The sequence below is a fragment of the Pseudomonas sp. IT-P294 genome, from assembly GCF_949767865.1.
Classification (GTDB): Bacteria; Pseudomonadota; Gammaproteobacteria; order Pseudomonadales; family Pseudomonadaceae; genus Aquipseudomonas.
The window spans coordinates 43477-59959 of record NZ_CATKQW010000009.1; the positions used below are offsets into that span (position 1 = coordinate 43477).

17 protein-coding genes and 2 pseudogenes are annotated in these 16483 nt (G+C 56.6%); 11 read left to right on the forward strand and 8 right to left on the reverse strand.

Features of this window, described 5'->3' with window-relative positions:
* Nucleotides 1–81: 81 nt before the first annotated feature.
* The gene (locus ACM6I0_RS06850; protein WP_414921811.1) at nucleotides 82–771 is read right to left on the reverse strand and encodes a response regulator transcription factor; all 690 of its coding nucleotides are present in this window, start codon (nucleotides 769–771) and stop codon (nucleotides 82–84) included.
* 116 nt (nucleotides 772–887) lie between these two features.
* Between ACM6I0_RS06850 and ACM6I0_RS06855 the strand changes: the two genes are divergently transcribed.
* From ACM6I0_RS06855 to ACM6I0_RS06870, 4 genes are all read left to right on the forward strand, one after another.
* Complete coding sequence (locus tag ACM6I0_RS06855; protein WP_208668519.1) at nucleotides 888–1580, forward strand: response regulator transcription factor; 693 nt, start codon at nucleotides 888–890, stop codon at nucleotides 1578–1580.
* The gene (locus tag ACM6I0_RS06860) at nucleotides 1558–2952 is read left to right on the forward strand and encodes an ATP-binding protein (protein ID WP_285435101.1); all 1395 of its coding nucleotides are present in this window, start codon (nucleotides 1558–1560) and stop codon (nucleotides 2950–2952) included. Before ACM6I0_RS06855 ends, ACM6I0_RS06860 begins: the two co-directional genes overlap by 23 nt.
* Nucleotides 2953–3171: 219 nt before the next feature.
* Nucleotides 3172–3381, forward strand: a complete 210-nt coding sequence (locus ACM6I0_RS06865) for a co-regulatory protein PtrA N-terminal domain-containing protein (protein ID WP_414921812.1) — start codon at nucleotides 3172–3174, stop codon at nucleotides 3379–3381.
* Between the two features lie 73 nt (nucleotides 3382–3454).
* Nucleotides 3455–4249: a glycosyltransferase gene (locus tag ACM6I0_RS06870; protein WP_285435103.1), complete on the forward strand. Its 795-nt coding sequence runs from the start codon at nucleotides 3455–3457 to the stop codon at nucleotides 4247–4249.
* Nucleotides 4250–4431: 182 nt separating this feature from the next.
* Here ACM6I0_RS06870 and ACM6I0_RS06875 read toward each other — a convergent pair whose 3' ends face one another.
* Nucleotides 4432–4743 (reverse strand): hypothetical protein, encoded by a 312-nt coding sequence (locus tag ACM6I0_RS06875; protein WP_414921813.1) that lies wholly within the window; start codon nucleotides 4741–4743, stop codon nucleotides 4432–4434.
* A gap of 268 nt (nucleotides 4744–5011) precedes the next feature.
* Between ACM6I0_RS06875 and ACM6I0_RS06880 the strand changes: the two genes are divergently transcribed.
* The 6 genes from ACM6I0_RS06880 (at nucleotide 5012) to ACM6I0_RS06905 (ending at nucleotide 11194) form a co-directional block, all read left to right on the forward strand.
* The gene (locus ACM6I0_RS06880; protein WP_414921814.1) at nucleotides 5012–5956 is read left to right on the forward strand and encodes a chromate resistance protein ChrB domain-containing protein; all 945 of its coding nucleotides are present in this window, start codon (nucleotides 5012–5014) and stop codon (nucleotides 5954–5956) included.
* Nucleotides 5949–7307, forward strand: coding sequence for a chromate efflux transporter (chrA, locus tag ACM6I0_RS06885; RefSeq protein WP_414921815.1), 1359 nt, complete (start codon nucleotides 5949–5951; stop codon nucleotides 7305–7307). Before ACM6I0_RS06880 ends, chrA begins: the two co-directional genes overlap by 8 nt.
* Nucleotides 7308–7455: 148 nt before the next feature.
* A complete protein-coding gene (locus tag ACM6I0_RS06890) occupies nucleotides 7456–8307 on the forward strand; it encodes a class I SAM-dependent methyltransferase (protein WP_414921816.1) in 852 nt (283 codons plus the stop codon).
* A 105-nt stretch (nucleotides 8308–8412) separates the two neighbouring features.
* The gene (locus ACM6I0_RS06895) at nucleotides 8413–8859 is read left to right on the forward strand and encodes a GNAT family N-acetyltransferase (protein ID WP_414921817.1); all 447 of its coding nucleotides are present in this window, start codon (nucleotides 8413–8415) and stop codon (nucleotides 8857–8859) included.
* A 167-nt stretch (nucleotides 8860–9026) separates the two neighbouring features.
* Entirely contained in the window at nucleotides 9027–9572 is a 546-nt protein-coding gene (locus tag ACM6I0_RS06900; RefSeq protein ID WP_414921843.1) for a DinB family protein, read from the forward strand.
* Between the two features lie 989 nt (nucleotides 9573–10561).
* The gene (locus ACM6I0_RS06905) at nucleotides 10562–11194 is read left to right on the forward strand and encodes a VOC family protein (RefSeq protein ID WP_414921818.1); all 633 of its coding nucleotides are present in this window, start codon (nucleotides 10562–10564) and stop codon (nucleotides 11192–11194) included.
* A gap of 54 nt (nucleotides 11195–11248) precedes the next feature.
* Here ACM6I0_RS06905 and ACM6I0_RS06910 read toward each other — a convergent pair whose 3' ends face one another.
* The 5 genes and pseudogenes from ACM6I0_RS06910 to ACM6I0_RS06930 all read right to left on the reverse strand — a co-directional run bounded on the left by ACM6I0_RS06910 (nucleotide 11249) and on the right by ACM6I0_RS06930 (nucleotide 14719).
* On the reverse strand, nucleotides 11249–11947 hold the full coding sequence (locus ACM6I0_RS06910) for an ion channel (RefSeq protein WP_414921819.1): 699 nt from the start codon (nucleotides 11945–11947) through the stop codon (nucleotides 11249–11251).
* A gap of 169 nt (nucleotides 11948–12116) precedes the next feature.
* A pseudogene (locus tag ACM6I0_RS06915) lies at nucleotides 12117–12251 on the reverse strand (DUF6632 domain-containing protein); the annotation flags it as partial.
* A 20-nt stretch (nucleotides 12252–12271) separates the two neighbouring features.
* Nucleotides 12272–12932: pseudogene (locus ACM6I0_RS06920) on the reverse strand (hypothetical protein).
* A gap of 297 nt (nucleotides 12933–13229) precedes the next feature.
* The gene (locus tag ACM6I0_RS06925) at nucleotides 13230–13715 is read right to left on the reverse strand and encodes a YybH family protein (protein WP_285435113.1); all 486 of its coding nucleotides are present in this window, start codon (nucleotides 13713–13715) and stop codon (nucleotides 13230–13232) included.
* A gap of 17 nt (nucleotides 13716–13732) precedes the next feature.
* Complete coding sequence (locus tag ACM6I0_RS06930) at nucleotides 13733–14719, reverse strand: zinc-binding dehydrogenase (protein WP_414921820.1); 987 nt, start codon at nucleotides 14717–14719, stop codon at nucleotides 13733–13735.
* A gap of 136 nt (nucleotides 14720–14855) precedes the next feature.
* Here ACM6I0_RS06930 and ACM6I0_RS06935 point away from each other — a divergent pair, with 136 nt between their 5' ends.
* Nucleotides 14856–15743, forward strand: a complete 888-nt coding sequence (locus tag ACM6I0_RS06935) for a LysR family transcriptional regulator (RefSeq protein ID WP_285435116.1) — start codon at nucleotides 14856–14858, stop codon at nucleotides 15741–15743.
* Nucleotides 15744–15825: 82 nt separating this feature from the next.
* Here ACM6I0_RS06935 and ACM6I0_RS06940 read toward each other — a convergent pair whose 3' ends face one another.
* Nucleotides 15826–16407, reverse strand: a complete 582-nt coding sequence (locus tag ACM6I0_RS06940; protein ID WP_285435117.1) for an eCIS core domain-containing protein — start codon at nucleotides 16405–16407, stop codon at nucleotides 15826–15828.
* Between the last annotated feature and the right edge of the window lie 76 nt (nucleotides 16408–16483).

The window sequence follows — 16483 nt, forward strand, 5'->3', positions numbered from 1 at the left end:
ACCTGTGTGGAGCAATCCACGAATGGGCAGAAGATAGCGAGGGGTGCCTGCCAGAGCGTTCGTCGGCAGATAAACTTTTGTTTAGCCTTGCTCCGGCGTCTCCTGAAAGCTGTAGCCGGCACCGGGAATGGTCTTGATCAGCGAATAGTCGAAACCTTCATCGAGTTTGCGCCGCAAGCGATGGATATGTTTATCGATAACGTTGTCATTGGGGTCAAAAGCGTAGTCCCAGGCGCTGTCGAGCAGCATGTCGCGGGTCACCACCTGACCGCTGTGGCGCATGAGTTTCTCAAGCAAAAGCGCCTCGCGATGCTGCAAGGCAATGACCCGGCCCTGGCGTACGGCGGTGCGTGTGGCGCAGTCGAGTTGCAGCTCACCGACTTGCAACTGTCGCGCAGGCCTCGTCGTCTGTTCGCGCCCACGCAGCAAGGCATCGAGCCGCGCCAGCACTTCGGCGAACGCGTACGGCTTGGCCAGATAATCATCGCAACCGGCCTGCAGGCCTTCAACCTTGTCGGTGGTGGACGCCTGCGCGCTGAGCATCAGGATCGGCACCCGCAACTGTTTAGCTCGCAGCGCCTTGACCAGGCCGACACCGTCGAGGCCGGGCAAACGCCGGTCGACGATCAGCACGTCATGGATTTGCTCCAGGGCCATGCCCAGCCCACTATTGCCATCGCTGGCGATATCGACGATGTGACCGCTTTCGCTCAACCCGCGTAGCAAGTACGCAGCGGTCTGGGCGTCATCTTCAACCACAAGAATGCGCAAGGCACCGTCTCCAGAAATCTACCTAAACTTTTATTTACCTGACGGGAACGTGGCACAGCCGCAGGCTTTGTCACACTATGCCACCTCTGCCCGATTATGTGAGCGGTTCATCTGCCATGACCCATGTTCTAGTCGTCGAGGACGACCTGCCTACCAGCCGCGAAATTGAAGCGGCGCTGTGTGACCACGGCTTCACCGTGAGCTGCGTCCACAACGGTCGCGAAGGTCTGCTCAAAGCCCTGAGTGAACCGTTCGATCTGATCGTCCTGGATCGCATGTTACCCGGCGGCCTCGACGGGCTTGGCGTACTGACCGCATTACGGGCGGCAAGTGTGAGCACCCCGGTGCTGATCCTCAGCGCCTTGAGTGCGCTGGACGAAAGGGTTCGCGGCCTGCGCGCGGGCGGTGATGATTACCTGACCAAACCCTTCGAATTCATCGAGCTGACCGCACGCCTGGATGCGCTGAACCGTCGCCGCGCGGAACCGGTCTCCGAAGCTCGGGAAACACGCTTGCGGGTCGGCAATCTGGAGGTCGACCTGTTGAGCCGGGTGGTCCGGCGTGGTGACCGGGTCATTGATCTGGTGCCCCGTGAGTACGCGTTGCTGGAACACTTGATGCGCCATGCAGGGCAAGTGGTCACCCGCACCATGCTGTTCGAAGCGGTCTGGAACTACGCCTACGACGAGCGCACCAACGTCATCGAAGTCCACATGGGCCGTTTGCGTCGCAAGATCGACGACGAAAACGAACCGTCGATGATCCACACCATTCGTGGAGCCGGCTATGTCCTCCGTTCGCCTGAGTGAGATCCCGCGCACCATCAGTTTTCGCACCGGCCTGCTGTTTCTAGGACTGTTCGGCTGTTCGTTTCTGGCGTTGTTCGGTTATGTCTATTGGCAAACAGCGTTCTACCTGAAAACCGAAGCGGATACCGCGCTGTATCGCCAGGTGGAAAGCCGCAGTGCACAGGACCCCGAATCGCAACTCAGGGAAATCCGCAATCACGCCGAGCAGGATACCGAAGCGCGCGTTCCCCATAGCCTGTTCGACGCGCAAGGCCAGTTCATTGCCGGGGCCATCCAGCAATTGCCGCCCTTCTCCGCCTACGACAAACCTCAGGAGTTCGATTGGCGCAAACCCAGTGGTCATCAGCGCCCGATACGCTTCATTGTCCATCACCTGGCCGATGGCAAGACCTTGCTGGTGGCCCAGGACATCCACGACATACGCGAATTTGACGAACTGCTGATCAAGGCACTGGTTTCAGGCGGCCTGCTGTTGCTGGTGGTCGGCCTGTTTGGCGCGTTGGTGTTGGGTTACTCGGCCCACCGGCGCCTGGACAAGGTCAGTCGCTCGATCAAGGGGATCATCGAAGGCGACTTGACCGGCCGATTGCCGATCCAGGGCAACAACGACGACATCGACCGCCTCGCCTCCGTGGTCAACGGCATGCTCGATGAGCTGGAACGCTTGATGAACGAGGTCAAAGGCGTGTGCGACGACATCGCTCACGACCTGCGCACCCCTCTGACTCGGTTGATCGCCGGGCTGGAGCGCACCCAGCGCCGCGGTCTCGATGAAGCGCAATACGCCGCGAGCATCGACGCAGCGCTGGTCGAAGCCAAGGCGCTGCTGCTGACCTTCAAGGCCTTGCTGCGTATCTCGGAAATCGAAAACAGCGCCCGCCGTAGTCACTTCGCGCCGCTGGACCTGAACCTGATCAGTGCCGACGCCACCGAGCTCTATGAGCCGTTGGCAGAAGAACGTGGCATCAGTCTCACGCTCAATGAAAGCCAGATTCCCGCCGTCATCGCCGGAGACGCACAGTTGTTGTTTGATGCACTCTGCAATCTGCTGGATAACGCCATCAAGTTCTGTCCCGACCATAGCCAGGTCAACCTGACCGTGATCGCCGATCATGGCTCGGTCGGAATTCGTGTCACAGACAACGGACCGGGCATTGCCGAAGGTGAGCGCGAAGCCGTGTTTCGTCGGTTGTACCGTGCCGAAGCGAGCCGACACACGCCAGGTAATGGCCTGGGGTTAAGCATGGTCTCCGCCGTGGCGCGCTTGCACGACCTCAAGCTGACTGTCAGTGACGCGGCGCCTGGCTGTCGCATCGAACTGCTTGGCAAGACGGGGTTGGCGGGCACATCCGCGCCCCTTGGCCTTGTCTGATTAGCCGGGCTCCTGTCGGTTTGGCTGGGCGTGGGCCGAAACACGCAACGCGATAAAACCTCCCGCCGTATTGATCTCCCCTCGCCCCCCAAAAATCCAGCCTCGCCGCCAACCTGTCGAAAAATTCATTTTGCGGAGAACAGGGCGAAAGGCCGTGAGCGTCAAGATGAGTTCAAGCCAACAAACAGTGTTGGCTCAACTCACTACTGGAGAACACTCATGAACAGCCTTAAAGCCCTTTTGATCGTGACCTTGATGACCGCCTCCGTCGCCGCAATGGCAGAGGGCGGTGGCGATACCGTGATGGACAAAATGGAAGCGGCAAGGGCGACCGCCATGATCTCGCTACAACAGTCAGGGTCTACCACGGCTACTGCCACTGCCAGCACCCAGAACACCTCCTCCAGTGACGTCTCGCGCTCGAATTGACCTTGTGTACGTCCCGTCACCGTTAAGAACGGTCTAGCGCGATATCGGTTAATTCATCGAGGTTCCACGGATTATGACTCGTCCAATTCCAGCGGCAGCCAACTACAGCATTGTGTTGGTTAACTACAAAACACTTGATCTGACCAGAACCTGCCTCACGCTTCTGCAGGAGGCTCTGCGTGGGACAAATGTTCCGGTGATTGTGGTGGATAACCACTCCGACGATGCGAGCAGCGAGTACTTGCGCTCGCTGGACTGGATTGAGCTGATCGAGCGCAAGCACACAGGCCCCGAAGCCGGAAACATTGCCCATGGCCGTGCTCTGGATCTCGCTTTGGCACAGGTTGAAACCGACTATCTGTTTCTGTTGCACACCGATACCTTCATTTACGATCCGGCAGTCTTTGCCATGATGCTCGACCAATGCACGGAGCACCGCGACGTGGCCGCCGTCGGATGCCTGGAGCAACTGGATCGGGGTGTCGTTCGCTCGGCCTGGCGCCTGGCTTCACGTTTTTGCAAACACTACACCCGACGGAGTTTGCTGGCGCTCGGCGTTCAGGCAAGGGCGCCCAAACCTTATCGAGAGGTCCACCTGAAGAGCTTTTGCACGCTGTGGAACGTGGCGTTCATCAAGCAACACGGCTTTCACTTTCAAATGGATAAACGTAATCCGGGCTATGAACTGCAGGATCGAATGACTGCCCTGGGCTACCAGGTACGTTTTATTTCACCGCAAAAGATCTTCCGTTACCTGGATCACATTCAAAGCGGCACCGTATCGGCGATGGGCGGTTATGCGCGAAGTCACCGGAGGGTCCGTATGTACGAGCAGGTGACCCAAGGGAAAACCCTGAGAGTCTGGTGAATGGATAGAACCGCATGCGCAAGTTCGAGGCAGCCCGGACTGTTGGCCACAACTTGCGCCGGTGCCTACAGACACACTCTGGGCCAGAGTGCAGTAGAAATGGCGTATTACCGTGTTTTGAAGGCAACCGGAAAACCCTGCTCGCACAGGATTCGCCAGCCTTTTGCAGTGAATCCGAGCGATTACGCTTTAGTGTTGATGAGCTCGCCGGTGATCTGCCCGTTACCATTCACAACACCAGCCGTTGGCGCTGCTGTGCTAGCGGGTTGATGTTGGTGCTTTTGCATCAAGCGCTGTGCCTGACGGTCACCATGCCCCGCCTCTTGTGCGGTTTGCGCGGCAGTCTCGGTAGCTTCTTTCAGTGCGGCTGCAACATTGCTGGCCGAGGAAGCAGTGGCCGTTGCCTGACTTTCTTTCGCCTGTGGCTGACTTGGGGTAGAACTCTGCCCATTGATAGTCACTGGATTTGAAGCGGATACGGCTCCGATGGACATAGGTAACCCCTGATTGAGTGAATTGCGCGTTCGTTCTTGGTTATTGCGATTACGTCAACAGTACCCATCAAGTCCCGGCTATCAGGACTGCCTTACTTGCCCTCCTCAATACCAACCCAAGGCAGCAGCCAGAGTAGGCGCGCAATTGTCTGGCCTCTGTCGGATCAATGTGAAAGCTTCGTGGTATTGAGTGACGACAGGGCAACTTTCCAATCCCCAAAACCCAGAGTAATGTAGTTGTTTCTACATAATGACCAGCTAACTCTACATGAACAATTGGCTAACCCTGATTCTTGGCTTGCCCACCGCCAATGCCACCGAACGCATGCGCGCCTGGCGTGCGTTGAGAGCTGCTGGTGCGGCAGTTCTGCGTGATGGTGTCTATCTGTTGCCGGACACCGACGCCTGTCGTGAAACCCTCGCCGCTGTCGAGCGCGACATCCTGGCGATCAATGGCACCGCATTTATCCTGCCCGTCGTCGATCCTGACGGGGAGCGTTTTGTCGAGTTGTTCGACCGTAGCGATGACTACAGCAAGCTACGCGCAGAGATCGAAGAGTGCCGTGGGCAGCTCAATCCTGAAAACGCATTGGCCATCACGAAACAGGTTCGCAAACTGCGCAAAACCTACGAGCAGTTGAGCAACATCGATTACTTCCCCGGCAAACCGAAACAGCAGATTGATGCAGTCTTGCAGGAGCTTGAGATTGCCGTCAGCAGAGCCCTGTCTTCAGACGAACCGCACAGCCACAACCAACCCATAACAGTACTCGACCGTAACGATTACCAAGGACGTGTTTGGGCAACCCGCAAGCGTCCTTGGGTTGATCGTCTGGCCTGTGCCTGGTTAATCCGCCGCTTCATTGACCCTGGCGCTAAAATCCTCTGGCTGGACACTCCACAGGACTGCCCCGCCGATGCCGTGGGGTTCGACTTCGATGACGCGGCGTTCAGTCATGTCGGCAACCGCGTGAGCTTCGAAACGTTGCAAGCCAGTTTTGCGCTTCAAGCGTCTGGCCTGGACCGCATTGCGGCTTTGGTGCATTACCTCGATGTCGGAGGCATTCAACCGGTGGAGGCTGCCGGCATCGAGCGCGTGCTCGCAGGGTTGCGTGAAACCATTCCCCATGACGACCATCTGCTGGCTGCTGCGAGCGCCATCTTCGACGGTCTGCTCGCCGTGTTTGTGAAAGAGGAACAACTCGATGAATAAGGTGGTGGCACCCATGGTTGAAGAAGAGCTGTCGAGGCCGCAAGCCGTCAGTTTGCGTGAGGCGTTCTGGTTTTGGCTGAAGCTCGGCTTCATCAGCTTCGGTGGGCCAGCGGGGCAAATTTCGATCATGCACCAAGAGTTGGTAGAGCGGCGGCGCTGGATATCCGAGCGCCGATTCCTGCATGCCCTCAACTACTGCATGTTGCTGCCCGGGCCGGAGGCCCAGCAGTTGGCAACGTACATTGGCTGGCTGATGCATCGAACCTGGGGAGGCGTGATTGCGGGGGCACTGTTTGTCCTGCCCTCATTGTTCATCCTGATCGCGCTGTCGTGGATGTATATCGCGTTCGGCGAAGTACCCGTGGTGGCCGGGCTCTTCTATGGGATCAAGCCCGCCGTGACGGCCATTGTGGTGCAGGCGGCCCATCGGATCGGCTCCCGGGCGTTGAAAAACAATTGGCTGTGGGTGATAGCGGCGGCGTCATTCACGGCCATTTTTGCGTTCAATGTTCCGTTCCCGTTGATTGTGCTGGGTGCTGCATTGATCGGTTATGTCGGCGGACGCCTGGCGCCCGAGAAGTTCAGAACCGGTGGCCATAGCGCTGCGAAAAAATCCTTCGGTCCGGCCTTGATCGATGATGACACCCCCTCCCCGGAACATGCCCGGTTCAGTTGGTCAAAACTGGCACTGCTGGCAGTGATCGCCGTCGGGCTATGGGCATTACCAATGGGCCTTTTGACCGCCGTTTTTGGCTGGGAAGGCACCTTGACCCAAATGGGATGGTTCTTTACCAAGGCGGCATTGCTGACCTTTGGTGGCGCCTACGCGGTGCTCCCGTATGTCTACCAAGGCGCGGTCGGTCACTATGGCTGGCTAACCCCAACACAGATGATCGACGGTTTGGCGCTGGGCGAAACAACACCGGGTCCACTGATCATGGTGGTGGCCTTCGTCGGTTTTGTCGGCGCCTATGTCTCGCAGGTTTTCGGGCCCGACCAGGTGTTTCTGGCCGGGGCTGTGGCCGCCTCGCTGGTGACATGGTTCACTTTCCTGCCTTCGTTCCTGTTCATCCTCGCGGGCGGCCCGCTGGTGGAGTCGACCCACAACGAACTCAAATTCACGGCGCCACTGACCGCCATTACCGCCGCAGTGGTTGGCGTGATCCTCAATCTGGCGTGTTTCTTCGGCTATCACGTGCTTTGGCCAAAGGGCTTCAACGGCAGCCTCGACTGGCCTTCAGCGTTGATCGCGATTGCTGCCGCGATTGCCCTGTTTCGCTTCAAGCGGGGCGTCATCCAAGTGTTGATGGGCTGTGCGCTCACAGGCCTGGCCGTGCATCTGCTGCGCTAGAGCACCCATAAAGGAGTTTGTGTTCTGCATAGAGGGCGATGCGCCGTTAATGTAGTATCGCCGCGCGCCGATTTTTGGATGCTGAGTGGTGATTACCCTTGCATCGCGCATCGGAATGGAGCTGGTTAATGGCTAACAAGGATATGGAATGAGTTTGCCTATAGATTTTTCTGCTGAGCAATACCTGTATCTACACCCTGACGTTAGATTGGCAGGAATCGATCCTGCAGTTCACTACTTGACGTGGGGGGTTCGAGAAGGCCGTCCTTACAAACCGAATACAGACCCTCTACTTCCTAAAGTAAAGGGAGAATTCCATTCGGATGGATTGAGGACGGTGCACAATCACGACTTCATGAGTGATCCGCGTTATATCGCTGCGTATGACCGAGGCATGGAGGCCTCAGGCGCCGACTATCAATGGTACTGGCGCGTTCATCTAGGGCTTTGGGCCGCACGGACCGCAGCGAAACGCCAAGGTGATTTTGTCGAATGTGGTGTCAATTATGGCTTTCTAAGTTCAGCGATCATGAAAGACCTGGACTGGGACAGCACCGGCAAGATGTTCCATCTTCTGGACACTTACTCGGGCATCGATGACCGGTTTTTATCTGATGAAGAGAAAGACGGCGGTGTCTCTGGTAAAAGCCAGAAGTGGGTTGACGACGGGACGTACACATCAAACATTGATGCGGTAAGAGCAAATTTCTCGGAATGGTCGAATGTAAATATCATTCAAGGCTCCATTCCTGAAACGCTGTCCCAGATCGACTCGACACAGATTGCTTACTTGCACATCGATATGAATTGCGTGCAGCCAGAAGTGGCGGCCATTGAGTTTCTGTGGGATCGACTGGTGTCGGGGGCGGTCATTTTACTGGATGACTACGCCTACTTTGGCTATCAGCCGCAAAAGGACGGGATGGATCAATGGGCCGCAAAAAGGGATATTGCGATTGCCAGCCTGCCTACTGGACAGGGACTTTTGATAAAACCATAACCGGCGGCCTACACACCTGAAGATGGCCGCTACATGGGCGTTGATGTGCTTGGTAGCGGTCTTTAGAAAGCGCAGGAACGGGAATCGCCAAGTCAGGGACGATGAATGAAACGACTTGAGATTCAACGGATCGAGCACCTTCCGCCAGAGATCCTGAACCTGGAAAAAGAGGCCATCGGGGAAGGATTCAGGTTTCTCACCCGCCTGATTGCCGAATGGAAATCCGGGGCTAATCGATTCGACGCACCAGGCGAGTGTCTGATGGCAGCGTATACGGACCATTGCCTGATAGGCATCGGAGGCCTCTCGGTTGATCCGTATGCTCAACACGATACGGCAAGGCTGCGACGGGTATACGTTGCAGCTTCATCAAGAGGACTAAAAGTCGGACAAGCGTTGGTTGATGCGCTTGTCGAGTTCGCCTCTTATCGTTTTCGGATCGTACGCCTTTCTACTGATACACCTGAAGGAGACGCCTTCTATCGGCGTTGCGGCTTCAACCGATCAGATGATGAGCATGCCACCCATACCCTGTTTCTTGGCGACGCATGATTCAGGCAGCAATTGGCCAAATGAAGACATTCGCCGAGCCAAATGCAAGCACCCAGCAAGAACGGTCCCTCCCCCAGTTGCCCCCGAAACAACAAAGCCCAACACTAGACTGGGTTTCAAGATGAGCGTGGATCGCATATCAAGTATTCATTGAAGGGATGAGCATGATGAGCCGAACCAGTCATATCCGCCTAATGGCGACCTATAACGAGTGGATGAACGCAAAGATTTATGAGGCAGCCAGAAGCCTGCCAGATGAAGAACTCTCAGTGGATAGGAAAGCATTCTTTGGTTCAATTCTTGGGACGTTGAACCATCTGGTGGCCGGCGACACTGTCTGGCTAAAGCGATTCGCCAAGCACCCAGCGAACTACTTGGCTCTGGGACCGATTCGGCAGCTTCCTACGCTCAAAAGCCTCGACCAGTTGCTGTTCTCGAATATCCGAGAACTTTCGGCACATCGAGAGTGGCTCGATCAGAAAATTGTCGAGTGGTCTTGCTCCATTGCAGAGTCGGATCTAGATCACACCCTCAATTACACAAGCATGAAGGGAATACCCGCTGACAGGGGCTTTTATGGTTTGCTCATGCATTTCTTCAATCATCAAACGCATCACCGTGGACAAGTGACTACCTTGCTTTCACAAACGGGGGTCGACATAGGTGATACGGATCTGGTCGTCCTCATTCCATCCGAGCCCTGCGCAAAGTAGAAAAGCCCAGCTCAGCCACATGTGATCTGGTCGGCGAAACAGCGCAGCCATCCGGGCTGGTTGCCGATCCCGAGTGACGTCTAATGGCCAATAGCTGACCTTGCAGATCGGCTGCCAGAAAGCCACTTTTCCACTGCTATGCTAACAACGTCTGTTTCTACGCCAGAGACGAGCAGAATGGCAGCACTAGGCATTTCTTATTCATTGCACATCGTCAGAGGAACGCCCCGCGATGCGACACTCACTTAAGCATTCGAGACTTCGTTTTGGCTTTTTACTGACTGTTATCTCAATGGGGCTTACCGCTTGTTCCAGTAACGACAATATCAATACACCTGCCACAGCCATTGCTCGACCACCGATCGATGATAGCGAGACGTCTTCTGTACGTGTCACTACCAGCTGGATACAACACTCGCTTAGTCAAGCTGAATGCCTGAAGCACGCTCAATCAGCGCTTACAAAAGCGAGATATTTTGTTGATGCCGGAGACAGGTCCGTTTTTGGGTTTCGTCAAGGGATGACTTTTTCGATCCGCTGCGACTACGAAGGCGTTGCATTTTTAGCAGTGGCTTATCGCCACAGACCCAGTGTTGAAACGCAGGATCGGATCTTGAATGAAATAACCAGGTTATTTTAAGGACTAGTGACAGACAGCAATCGGCCAGGAGCAGCCAGTCACAACCGACGGAGAACAGCCCAAAGCGCATATTCATGACCGTCCGCTATTCTCTCCAAGCAGAGGCGTAAGTGAACGGCTCCAGCAAAATTTTTGGTTCGACCCACAACCTTAAACCGTAGGGAATTACCGCCGCGTTTGTCATCAACTCCGCGGATACCGGGGTATCCAAGCATTGTGTCTTTGATAATGGGGCTTGGTAGTGAAGCCTCACTCACCTGAATTTCCACATCAGAATCATATTGCCCAATTGTCAATTTCAGTCTGACAGTACCTTGCTCGATAACGTACCGGTGTGATGGGAGCCCTTATGCAAACTTCGCTGGATCATTTAGTCATCGTGGCGCCTACGCTGGAAGCGGGTGATCGCTTCGTGAGTCAGCGACTGGGTGTGGAACTTCAACCAGGCGGTTGCCATGCGCTTATGGGAACCCACAACAAACTGCTTCGGCTAGGTACACATGTCTATCTGGAAGTGATCGCGATTAACCCAGCGGCCCTGCCGGTGAATCGGCCTCGGTGGTTTGGCCTGGACGGGCTGCCAGACAATGTGCCTCCTCGGCTAGCCCATTGGGTTGCTAAAGCCGACAGTTTGAAAACGCTTAGCCCGATGTTCACAGAGGTCGTCGGACAGGTGCAGCCGATGAGCCGAGGCGAATTGTGCTGGGATATTACAATTTTAGCGGACGGCAGACTGCCTTTGGAGGGGGCCGCGCCCAGCCTGATTCAATGGGGACAGCCGGTGCACCCTGCGACGATGCTTGAAGATAAAGGCTGCTCATTGCAGATGCTCGATATCTTTCATCCGACGCCAGAGAGGATTAGCCAGTTGCTGGAAGCCATGAATTTTTCCGGGCCAGTTCGACTTCACAGGTGCGAAAGCATTGAGGCGTCAAGCCTGGTTTCCTCTATCGAAACGCCAAGTGGCCTGAGGAATTTATAGGGCAAACATCGCACCGCCATCCAGATGCCCAGAAGTGGTACAGCCAATCGACAGTCACTTCATCTGATTTGACGGATAAAGACCGGCAAGCCGCGCAATCACAACACCCACATAAAAGACGCCTGAAAATTCTTCGACCATCACCAGTGAACGGGCGTGGTTGGTCAATGGAAGAACATCACCGTAACCGGTGGTCGTCAGCGTTGTGAGGCTGAAATAGATCAGTCTGAAGAAAGTGCCGGGCTGTACAAAGTCGAGTTGGCCAGGACCGAATGAGCCAGGACTGGATACTTCGACCAAGGCATAGACGAAGGACCAAACGAAGGCCAGCATGATGTAACCCGCTAGCGCGCCATGCAGCTTGTCGGCCGTAATTGGCCCGCGCTTGAGAATATAGCGAAGTACTCCGCTGAACGAGACGGCAAGAGACGCCGCATAAGCTATTCCGGCAAGGTCAAGCATTGCGATGCTTTCAGCCCACAACGCCGTCCATTGAAGGCCAACCCCAAGTAACGCCAGCCCTGTTTTGAGGATGAACCCCATTCGAGTCTGCCTGGTGGCGAAAGCGCCCACGAGCAGCACGATTGAAAACAGGATGCCGAGCAACGTGCGAGCAAATAGGCCTTGTTCAAGAAAGGGAAACAGGAGGATCAATCCCAGCAAGAGCAACAATAGATAGGTGCAGGGCCCTCGCCCTATGACCATCTGAGCTAAATCTTCGTCGGATTCGGCTTTATCTTGCGGATTGTTCATACCGGTATCCCAGAGATTGAAATAACGCTCGAGATCTGACGCCGCGCGGTTGATATCGGACCGGGCCTTGGAAGAGACGGCAGTGAAATTCTAGTTCGGAATACAGGTGAGAGGATTCAGCCAATCCGTCGCATCGACCGGTTGAATCCACAGCCCAAACCGGTCACTTCGGGTAGTCCGAGTGACCGACGTGCCAGGCCCAGCCGGACGGCCAGAACAACATAAGTGGGTAGAGAGCAAGGCACGCGAGGCCAGCCAAAACTAGAACGACGCGCAAATACCTGAGGCGATCAACTACGGTCATGGCGGGCTCCTCTTTGGGGCTTAGTTAACCATCACCTCGTCCAGTGCCTGCTCGAGGGTGCTGACCGTGCGCTCGATATTGTGCAGCTTTTCGAGTCCGAACAAACCGATGCGGAAGGTCTGGAAGTCGGCCGGCTCGTCGCATTGCAACGGCACTCCGGCGGCGATCTGTAGGCCATGGTTGGCAAATTTCTTACCGTTCTTGATGTCGGCATCATCGGTGTAGCTCACCACTACGCCAGGGGCCTGAAAGCCGGCTGCGGCCACGCTTTTGATGCCTTTGCCGGTCAACATTTCGCGCACCCGATCGCCCAGAGCCTGTTGTTCGTCGCGGACCTTCTCGAAACCGTAGGCTTGCGTCTCTTTCATCACCTCGTTAAATCGCGCGAGGGAATCGCTGGGCATGGTCGCATGGTAGGCATGTCCGCCCTGTTCGTAGGCCTGCATGATCTGAAGCCACTTTTTCAGGTCGCAGGCAAAGCTGCTGCTATGCGTCTGTTCGATGCGCTCGAGCGCCAAAGCACTGAGCATCACCAAAGCGCAGGGCGTTGTAGACCTGTTTCAGGGTCGTGGAAATGTTCTTCATCACGCCTTGAAATGACTGGGACATGTGGTTGAGCGAGCGGTCGGTGTAGACCACTGAGTACTCGACCAGCCCTTCAGGATCAATATGGCCCGGGATTGAGCGACTTCTGTCGAGCGGCTGGCATCATCAGGTCGATTACTGGACCTAGCAATGCTCGCAGGCGGCTGCTGAGTGGTGGGATGGTGGACCTTAAAGGTTCCGACATCGTTACGTTCGGTAGATAACGACCGGTGACGCAGGGCAGAAGCCGATCCAAAGCTGCCTGTCGCGAAGGGCTATAGCCGACCCAAAACGGGCAAATCTTATTGCACGTTATGCTTATCCAAACCACTTTCGATCTGCCGGTGGTTTCCCACCGACATTTTCCATTTCGCCTGTGACAGTTGAGTCAACTTACTGCAACCTGGGGGGATTGGTGGTCGAGAAAATATAGCGCGCAAAGCGCCATTGACCATCGGTTTCTCGGTGCAGCAGGAAGATTTCCTGGTTGCCTTCGGCGCTGGCCTGCCGGTCGCCAGACAGCGGCTTGGCCGTTCCGTTAGAGCGCGTACGCGCAAACGCCCAGTCGCGTGACATCGGTCGGATCTCATCGATGGTAAAACGTATATCGAGCTTGATTGTGTTGAAAACCTGGCGATACGCCGCGCGCACTGCGTCACGGCCTACAGCCGGCGGGCTGTGCTGTGGCATGAACACAGCATCGTCTGCATACAAGGTCATGACGCGGTCGACGTCGGATGCGTTCAGTGCGGCTTCATAGCGGTTGAGTTGCTGGGTGACGGCAGTCTTCACCGAGTTCTCGGTGGCGGACTTGGCGGCCTGAGCCGTCATGGGTAGTAGAAACGCGCCGAGAACCAGCGCGATCAATGCGGTACGCATGGCAGTACTCCTTAATGTCAGAGCAAGACGACAAGCTTGCCAAGCGCGCGATCGCTTTCCATCAAGCGGTGCGCGTGGCGGACCTCGTCGAAGGCGAAGGTTTGGGTGCGGATGGAAGGCATCCGCTTGGCTGCAAGTTCCTTTGCGAGCCACGGCAACGGCGTGTCCTGCAATGGCAAGGCTGGTGTTCCCAATAAGCCGCTCGGGAAGAAGTTCAGTCGCGTTCCGCCAGGCAGATCCTGCATCAGGTGGAATTTCTCCACTACCGGCGGGCCGCCGAGCAGCCCGATGACGCTCACCGCGCCGAACGGTCGCAGCGTCTTGATCGTGTCGCGCAGTGTCATGGCTCCGACGATTTCCAGTGCGGCGTCCACCCCTGCAGGCGTGATTTCGCGAACACGCTGAGCGATGTCACCGTTGTCGACGACCACCTCATCAACCCCAACTTCGTAAAGGCGTTGGATGTTCGCAGCGGTGCGCGTAGTGGCGATCACAGTCAGTCCGCGGGCCTTGGCATAGGCGATGGCGGCCAGGCCAACCGATGAAGTCCCTCCCCGCACCAGCAAAGTCTGGCCTTGTTGAATCGCTAAACTTTTGTCAAGCGCCCCCCAAACAGTGAGATACGCCTCCGGCAGTGTGGCAAGCTCTTCCCACGAGAGAGACGTGTCGTCCAGTGAGATCACATTGTTGCGCAGTACCGTAACCTGCTCGGCATAGCTGCCATTGCGGCTGAACTGCATTCCACCCATGGCCGTGGCCACGCGCTGGCCGGTGCGCAAGACACCTGAGGGGTCATGGATCACTTCGCCCACGGCCTCGATGCCGGGCACGCGTGGCGTGGTGATGTCACCCATTTTGCCAGCGCGCAGGTAGGTTTCTGCGCGGTTGAGGCCAAACGCACGGACGCGGATCTGCACTTCGTCCGGCGCTGGCTCGGGTGAGGGGATATCTCGCAGTTGCAGGACTTCAGGGCCGCCCGGTTGTTCAATCACATAAGCTTTCATGGTGGTTTCCTCAGGTACGTGGCTAGTTGCTTGAAACGATGTTTTCAAGCAAGTGAGTGCACTATCCACCACTCGTATATGGAAGATAATCCACGCTAGAGATAAGCTTCATCTCAAAAATGAGAGGAAAGCTGTAATGGACTTCAACGCCGTCCGGATGTTTGTCAGCGTGGCGCAGACCGGTAGCCTCTCGGCTGCAGCTGAGCGCCTGGACATTCCGCTACCCACCTTGAGTCGACGCATTCGCGAGCTTGAACAGCAGTTGAAGGTGCAACTGCTCGAACGTTCTGTACGTGGCACCAAACTCACTGATTCGGGGACGAGATTGTACGAACATGCCAGCCGTGGCATTGAGGCCATGATTGAAGGCGAACAGGCCGTGATCAGTGATCAGGCGCATTTGAAAGGGCGCTTGCGGCTGTCATTGCCACCGTCGTTTGAACCGTGGTGGGAGGTGCTGTCGGCTTTCCAACGCCGCTATTCGCAGATCCAGGTCAGCGTCTACACCACCGAGCGCCGCATCGATCTCATCGAAGATGGTGTCGATGTGGCGCTGCGCGTAGGCATGATCGCGCACGAGACTATGGTCGCCCGCCGCATGCTGACCTATCGTCACATTCTCGTGGCCAGTCCGGCATTGATTGAGCGGCTAGGTGCCCTCAATAGCGTCGAGGCTCTTTGCGGTTATCCATGTGCGGTCTGGAGCCAGAGTGCCAATGCGACATGGCAGCTGGGGGGAGTGGCATTCAAACCTGAGGCGATGCTGTCCACCAACGACTATGCGCACCTGCGCAGCCGGGCGTTGATCGGTGATGTGGTAACGGAGCTTCCGCCATTTTTGGCGGCGAGTGCCATCCGGGAAGGGAAGTTACTTGCGCTGCTTCCCGAACATCCACTACCGGAACAGCAAATCAACCTGCTCTACCCCTCACATCGCCATCCATCTGCCATTGTGCGGGCGTACCTGGACTTCTCGCAGGAGTACATGGGATACCTCGCAGAGGTGTCGTCTACTTCCGAGTAAAGGGCTGCTTTTGGCTGTGGATTCAACCGGTCGAAAGACGTCTTTGGCTAACGCCATCGCGACCTCGCTTTGAATCGTTGCCTCAATGTTCCCCTTCGCGCACCCACCGCCTGACTTGCGCCTGTATCGCATAAGCCGGCGCCTCCACTGCGTTGAAATCCTGGGTATAGCGCTGGGCAAATCCGTCGACGCCCCATTCCTGAAACTGTTGCACGTGCTTGAGTTCGTGGGCCCAGACGGCGAGGTTCTGTTCTGCGGTTTGAGCGTCCCGGAAGAGGATGACGTCGATCAGCGTCACAGCGCCGACATCGGGGTTTTGCAGCATCGCGGTGGCGGCGGTGAATTGGCTGGCATCGCTGACTTTGTAGCGCGCGGCATCAAGGACGCCGGGGTCGTACCAACGCAGCAGTTGCTCTCGGATGTGCGGCGGGATGGGCTGGATGTCGGCGCTGGCGGCTTCAGCGCGGGCTTGGGTCAGCCACTGCGCCAGTGCCGGGGCTGCGACCTGGTAAAGGGTGCCGAGCAGCGGGCTCAGGTCTGGCAGGCAGACGCAACTGTCCAGGCACACTTGTTTCTCGCCAGCGGGACAGTCGTTGGCGTGGGCTGGCACGACAAGCGCCAGGCCAAGAATAAACAGCGCCAGACGCGTGGTGATGGGCGACATGAGCCCCTCCAGGGACGCAGGCTGCGCGCACAGTGGGTCGCAATTGATGACGCTATGGATCATAGCCGCCCTACAA

Excerpts from the sequence above, each read along its gene's own strand:
- ACM6I0_RS06855 (WP_208668519.1), top strand. The coding sequence starts at position 888 with ATGACCCATGTTCTAGTCGTCGAGGACGACCTGCCTACCAGCCGCGAA.
- ACM6I0_RS06860 (WP_285435101.1), top strand. The coding sequence starts at position 1,558 with ATGTCCTCCGTTCGCCTGAGTGAGATCCCGCGCACCATCAGTTTTCGC.
- ACM6I0_RS06865 (WP_414921812.1), top strand. The coding sequence starts at position 3,172 with ATGAACAGCCTTAAAGCCCTTTTGATCGTGACCTTGATGACCGCCTCC.
- ACM6I0_RS06870 (WP_285435103.1), top strand. The coding sequence starts at position 3,455 with ATGACTCGTCCAATTCCAGCGGCAGCCAACTACAGCATTGTGTTGGTT.
- ACM6I0_RS06875 (WP_414921813.1), bottom strand. The coding sequence starts at position 4,743 with ATGTCCATCGGAGCCGTATCCGCTTCAAATCCAGTGACTATCAATGGG.
- ACM6I0_RS06880 (WP_414921814.1), top strand. The coding sequence starts at position 5,012 with ATGAACAATTGGCTAACCCTGATTCTTGGCTTGCCCACCGCCAATGCC.
- chrA (WP_414921815.1), top strand. The coding sequence starts at position 5,949 with ATGAATAAGGTGGTGGCACCCATGGTTGAAGAAGAGCTGTCGAGGCCG.
- ACM6I0_RS06890 (WP_414921816.1), top strand. The coding sequence starts at position 7,456 with ATGAGTTTGCCTATAGATTTTTCTGCTGAGCAATACCTGTATCTACAC.
- ACM6I0_RS06895 (WP_414921817.1), top strand. The coding sequence starts at position 8,413 with ATGAAACGACTTGAGATTCAACGGATCGAGCACCTTCCGCCAGAGATC.
- ACM6I0_RS06900 (WP_414921843.1), top strand. The coding sequence starts at position 9,027 with ATGAGCCGAACCAGTCATATCCGCCTAATGGCGACCTATAACGAGTGG.
- ACM6I0_RS06905 (WP_414921818.1), top strand. The coding sequence starts at position 10,562 with ATGCAAACTTCGCTGGATCATTTAGTCATCGTGGCGCCTACGCTGGAA.
- ACM6I0_RS06910 (WP_414921819.1), bottom strand. The coding sequence starts at position 11,947 with ATGAACAATCCGCAAGATAAAGCCGAATCCGACGAAGATTTAGCTCAG.
- ACM6I0_RS06925 (WP_285435113.1), bottom strand. The coding sequence starts at position 13,715 with ATGCGTACCGCATTGATCGCGCTGGTTCTCGGCGCGTTTCTACTACCC.
- ACM6I0_RS06930 (WP_414921820.1), bottom strand. The coding sequence starts at position 14,719 with ATGAAAGCTTATGTGATTGAACAACCGGGCGGCCCTGAAGTCCTGCAA.
- ACM6I0_RS06935 (WP_285435116.1), top strand. The coding sequence starts at position 14,856 with ATGGACTTCAACGCCGTCCGGATGTTTGTCAGCGTGGCGCAGACCGGT.
- ACM6I0_RS06940 (WP_285435117.1), bottom strand. The coding sequence starts at position 16,407 with ATGTCGCCCATCACCACGCGTCTGGCGCTGTTTATTCTTGGCCTGGCG.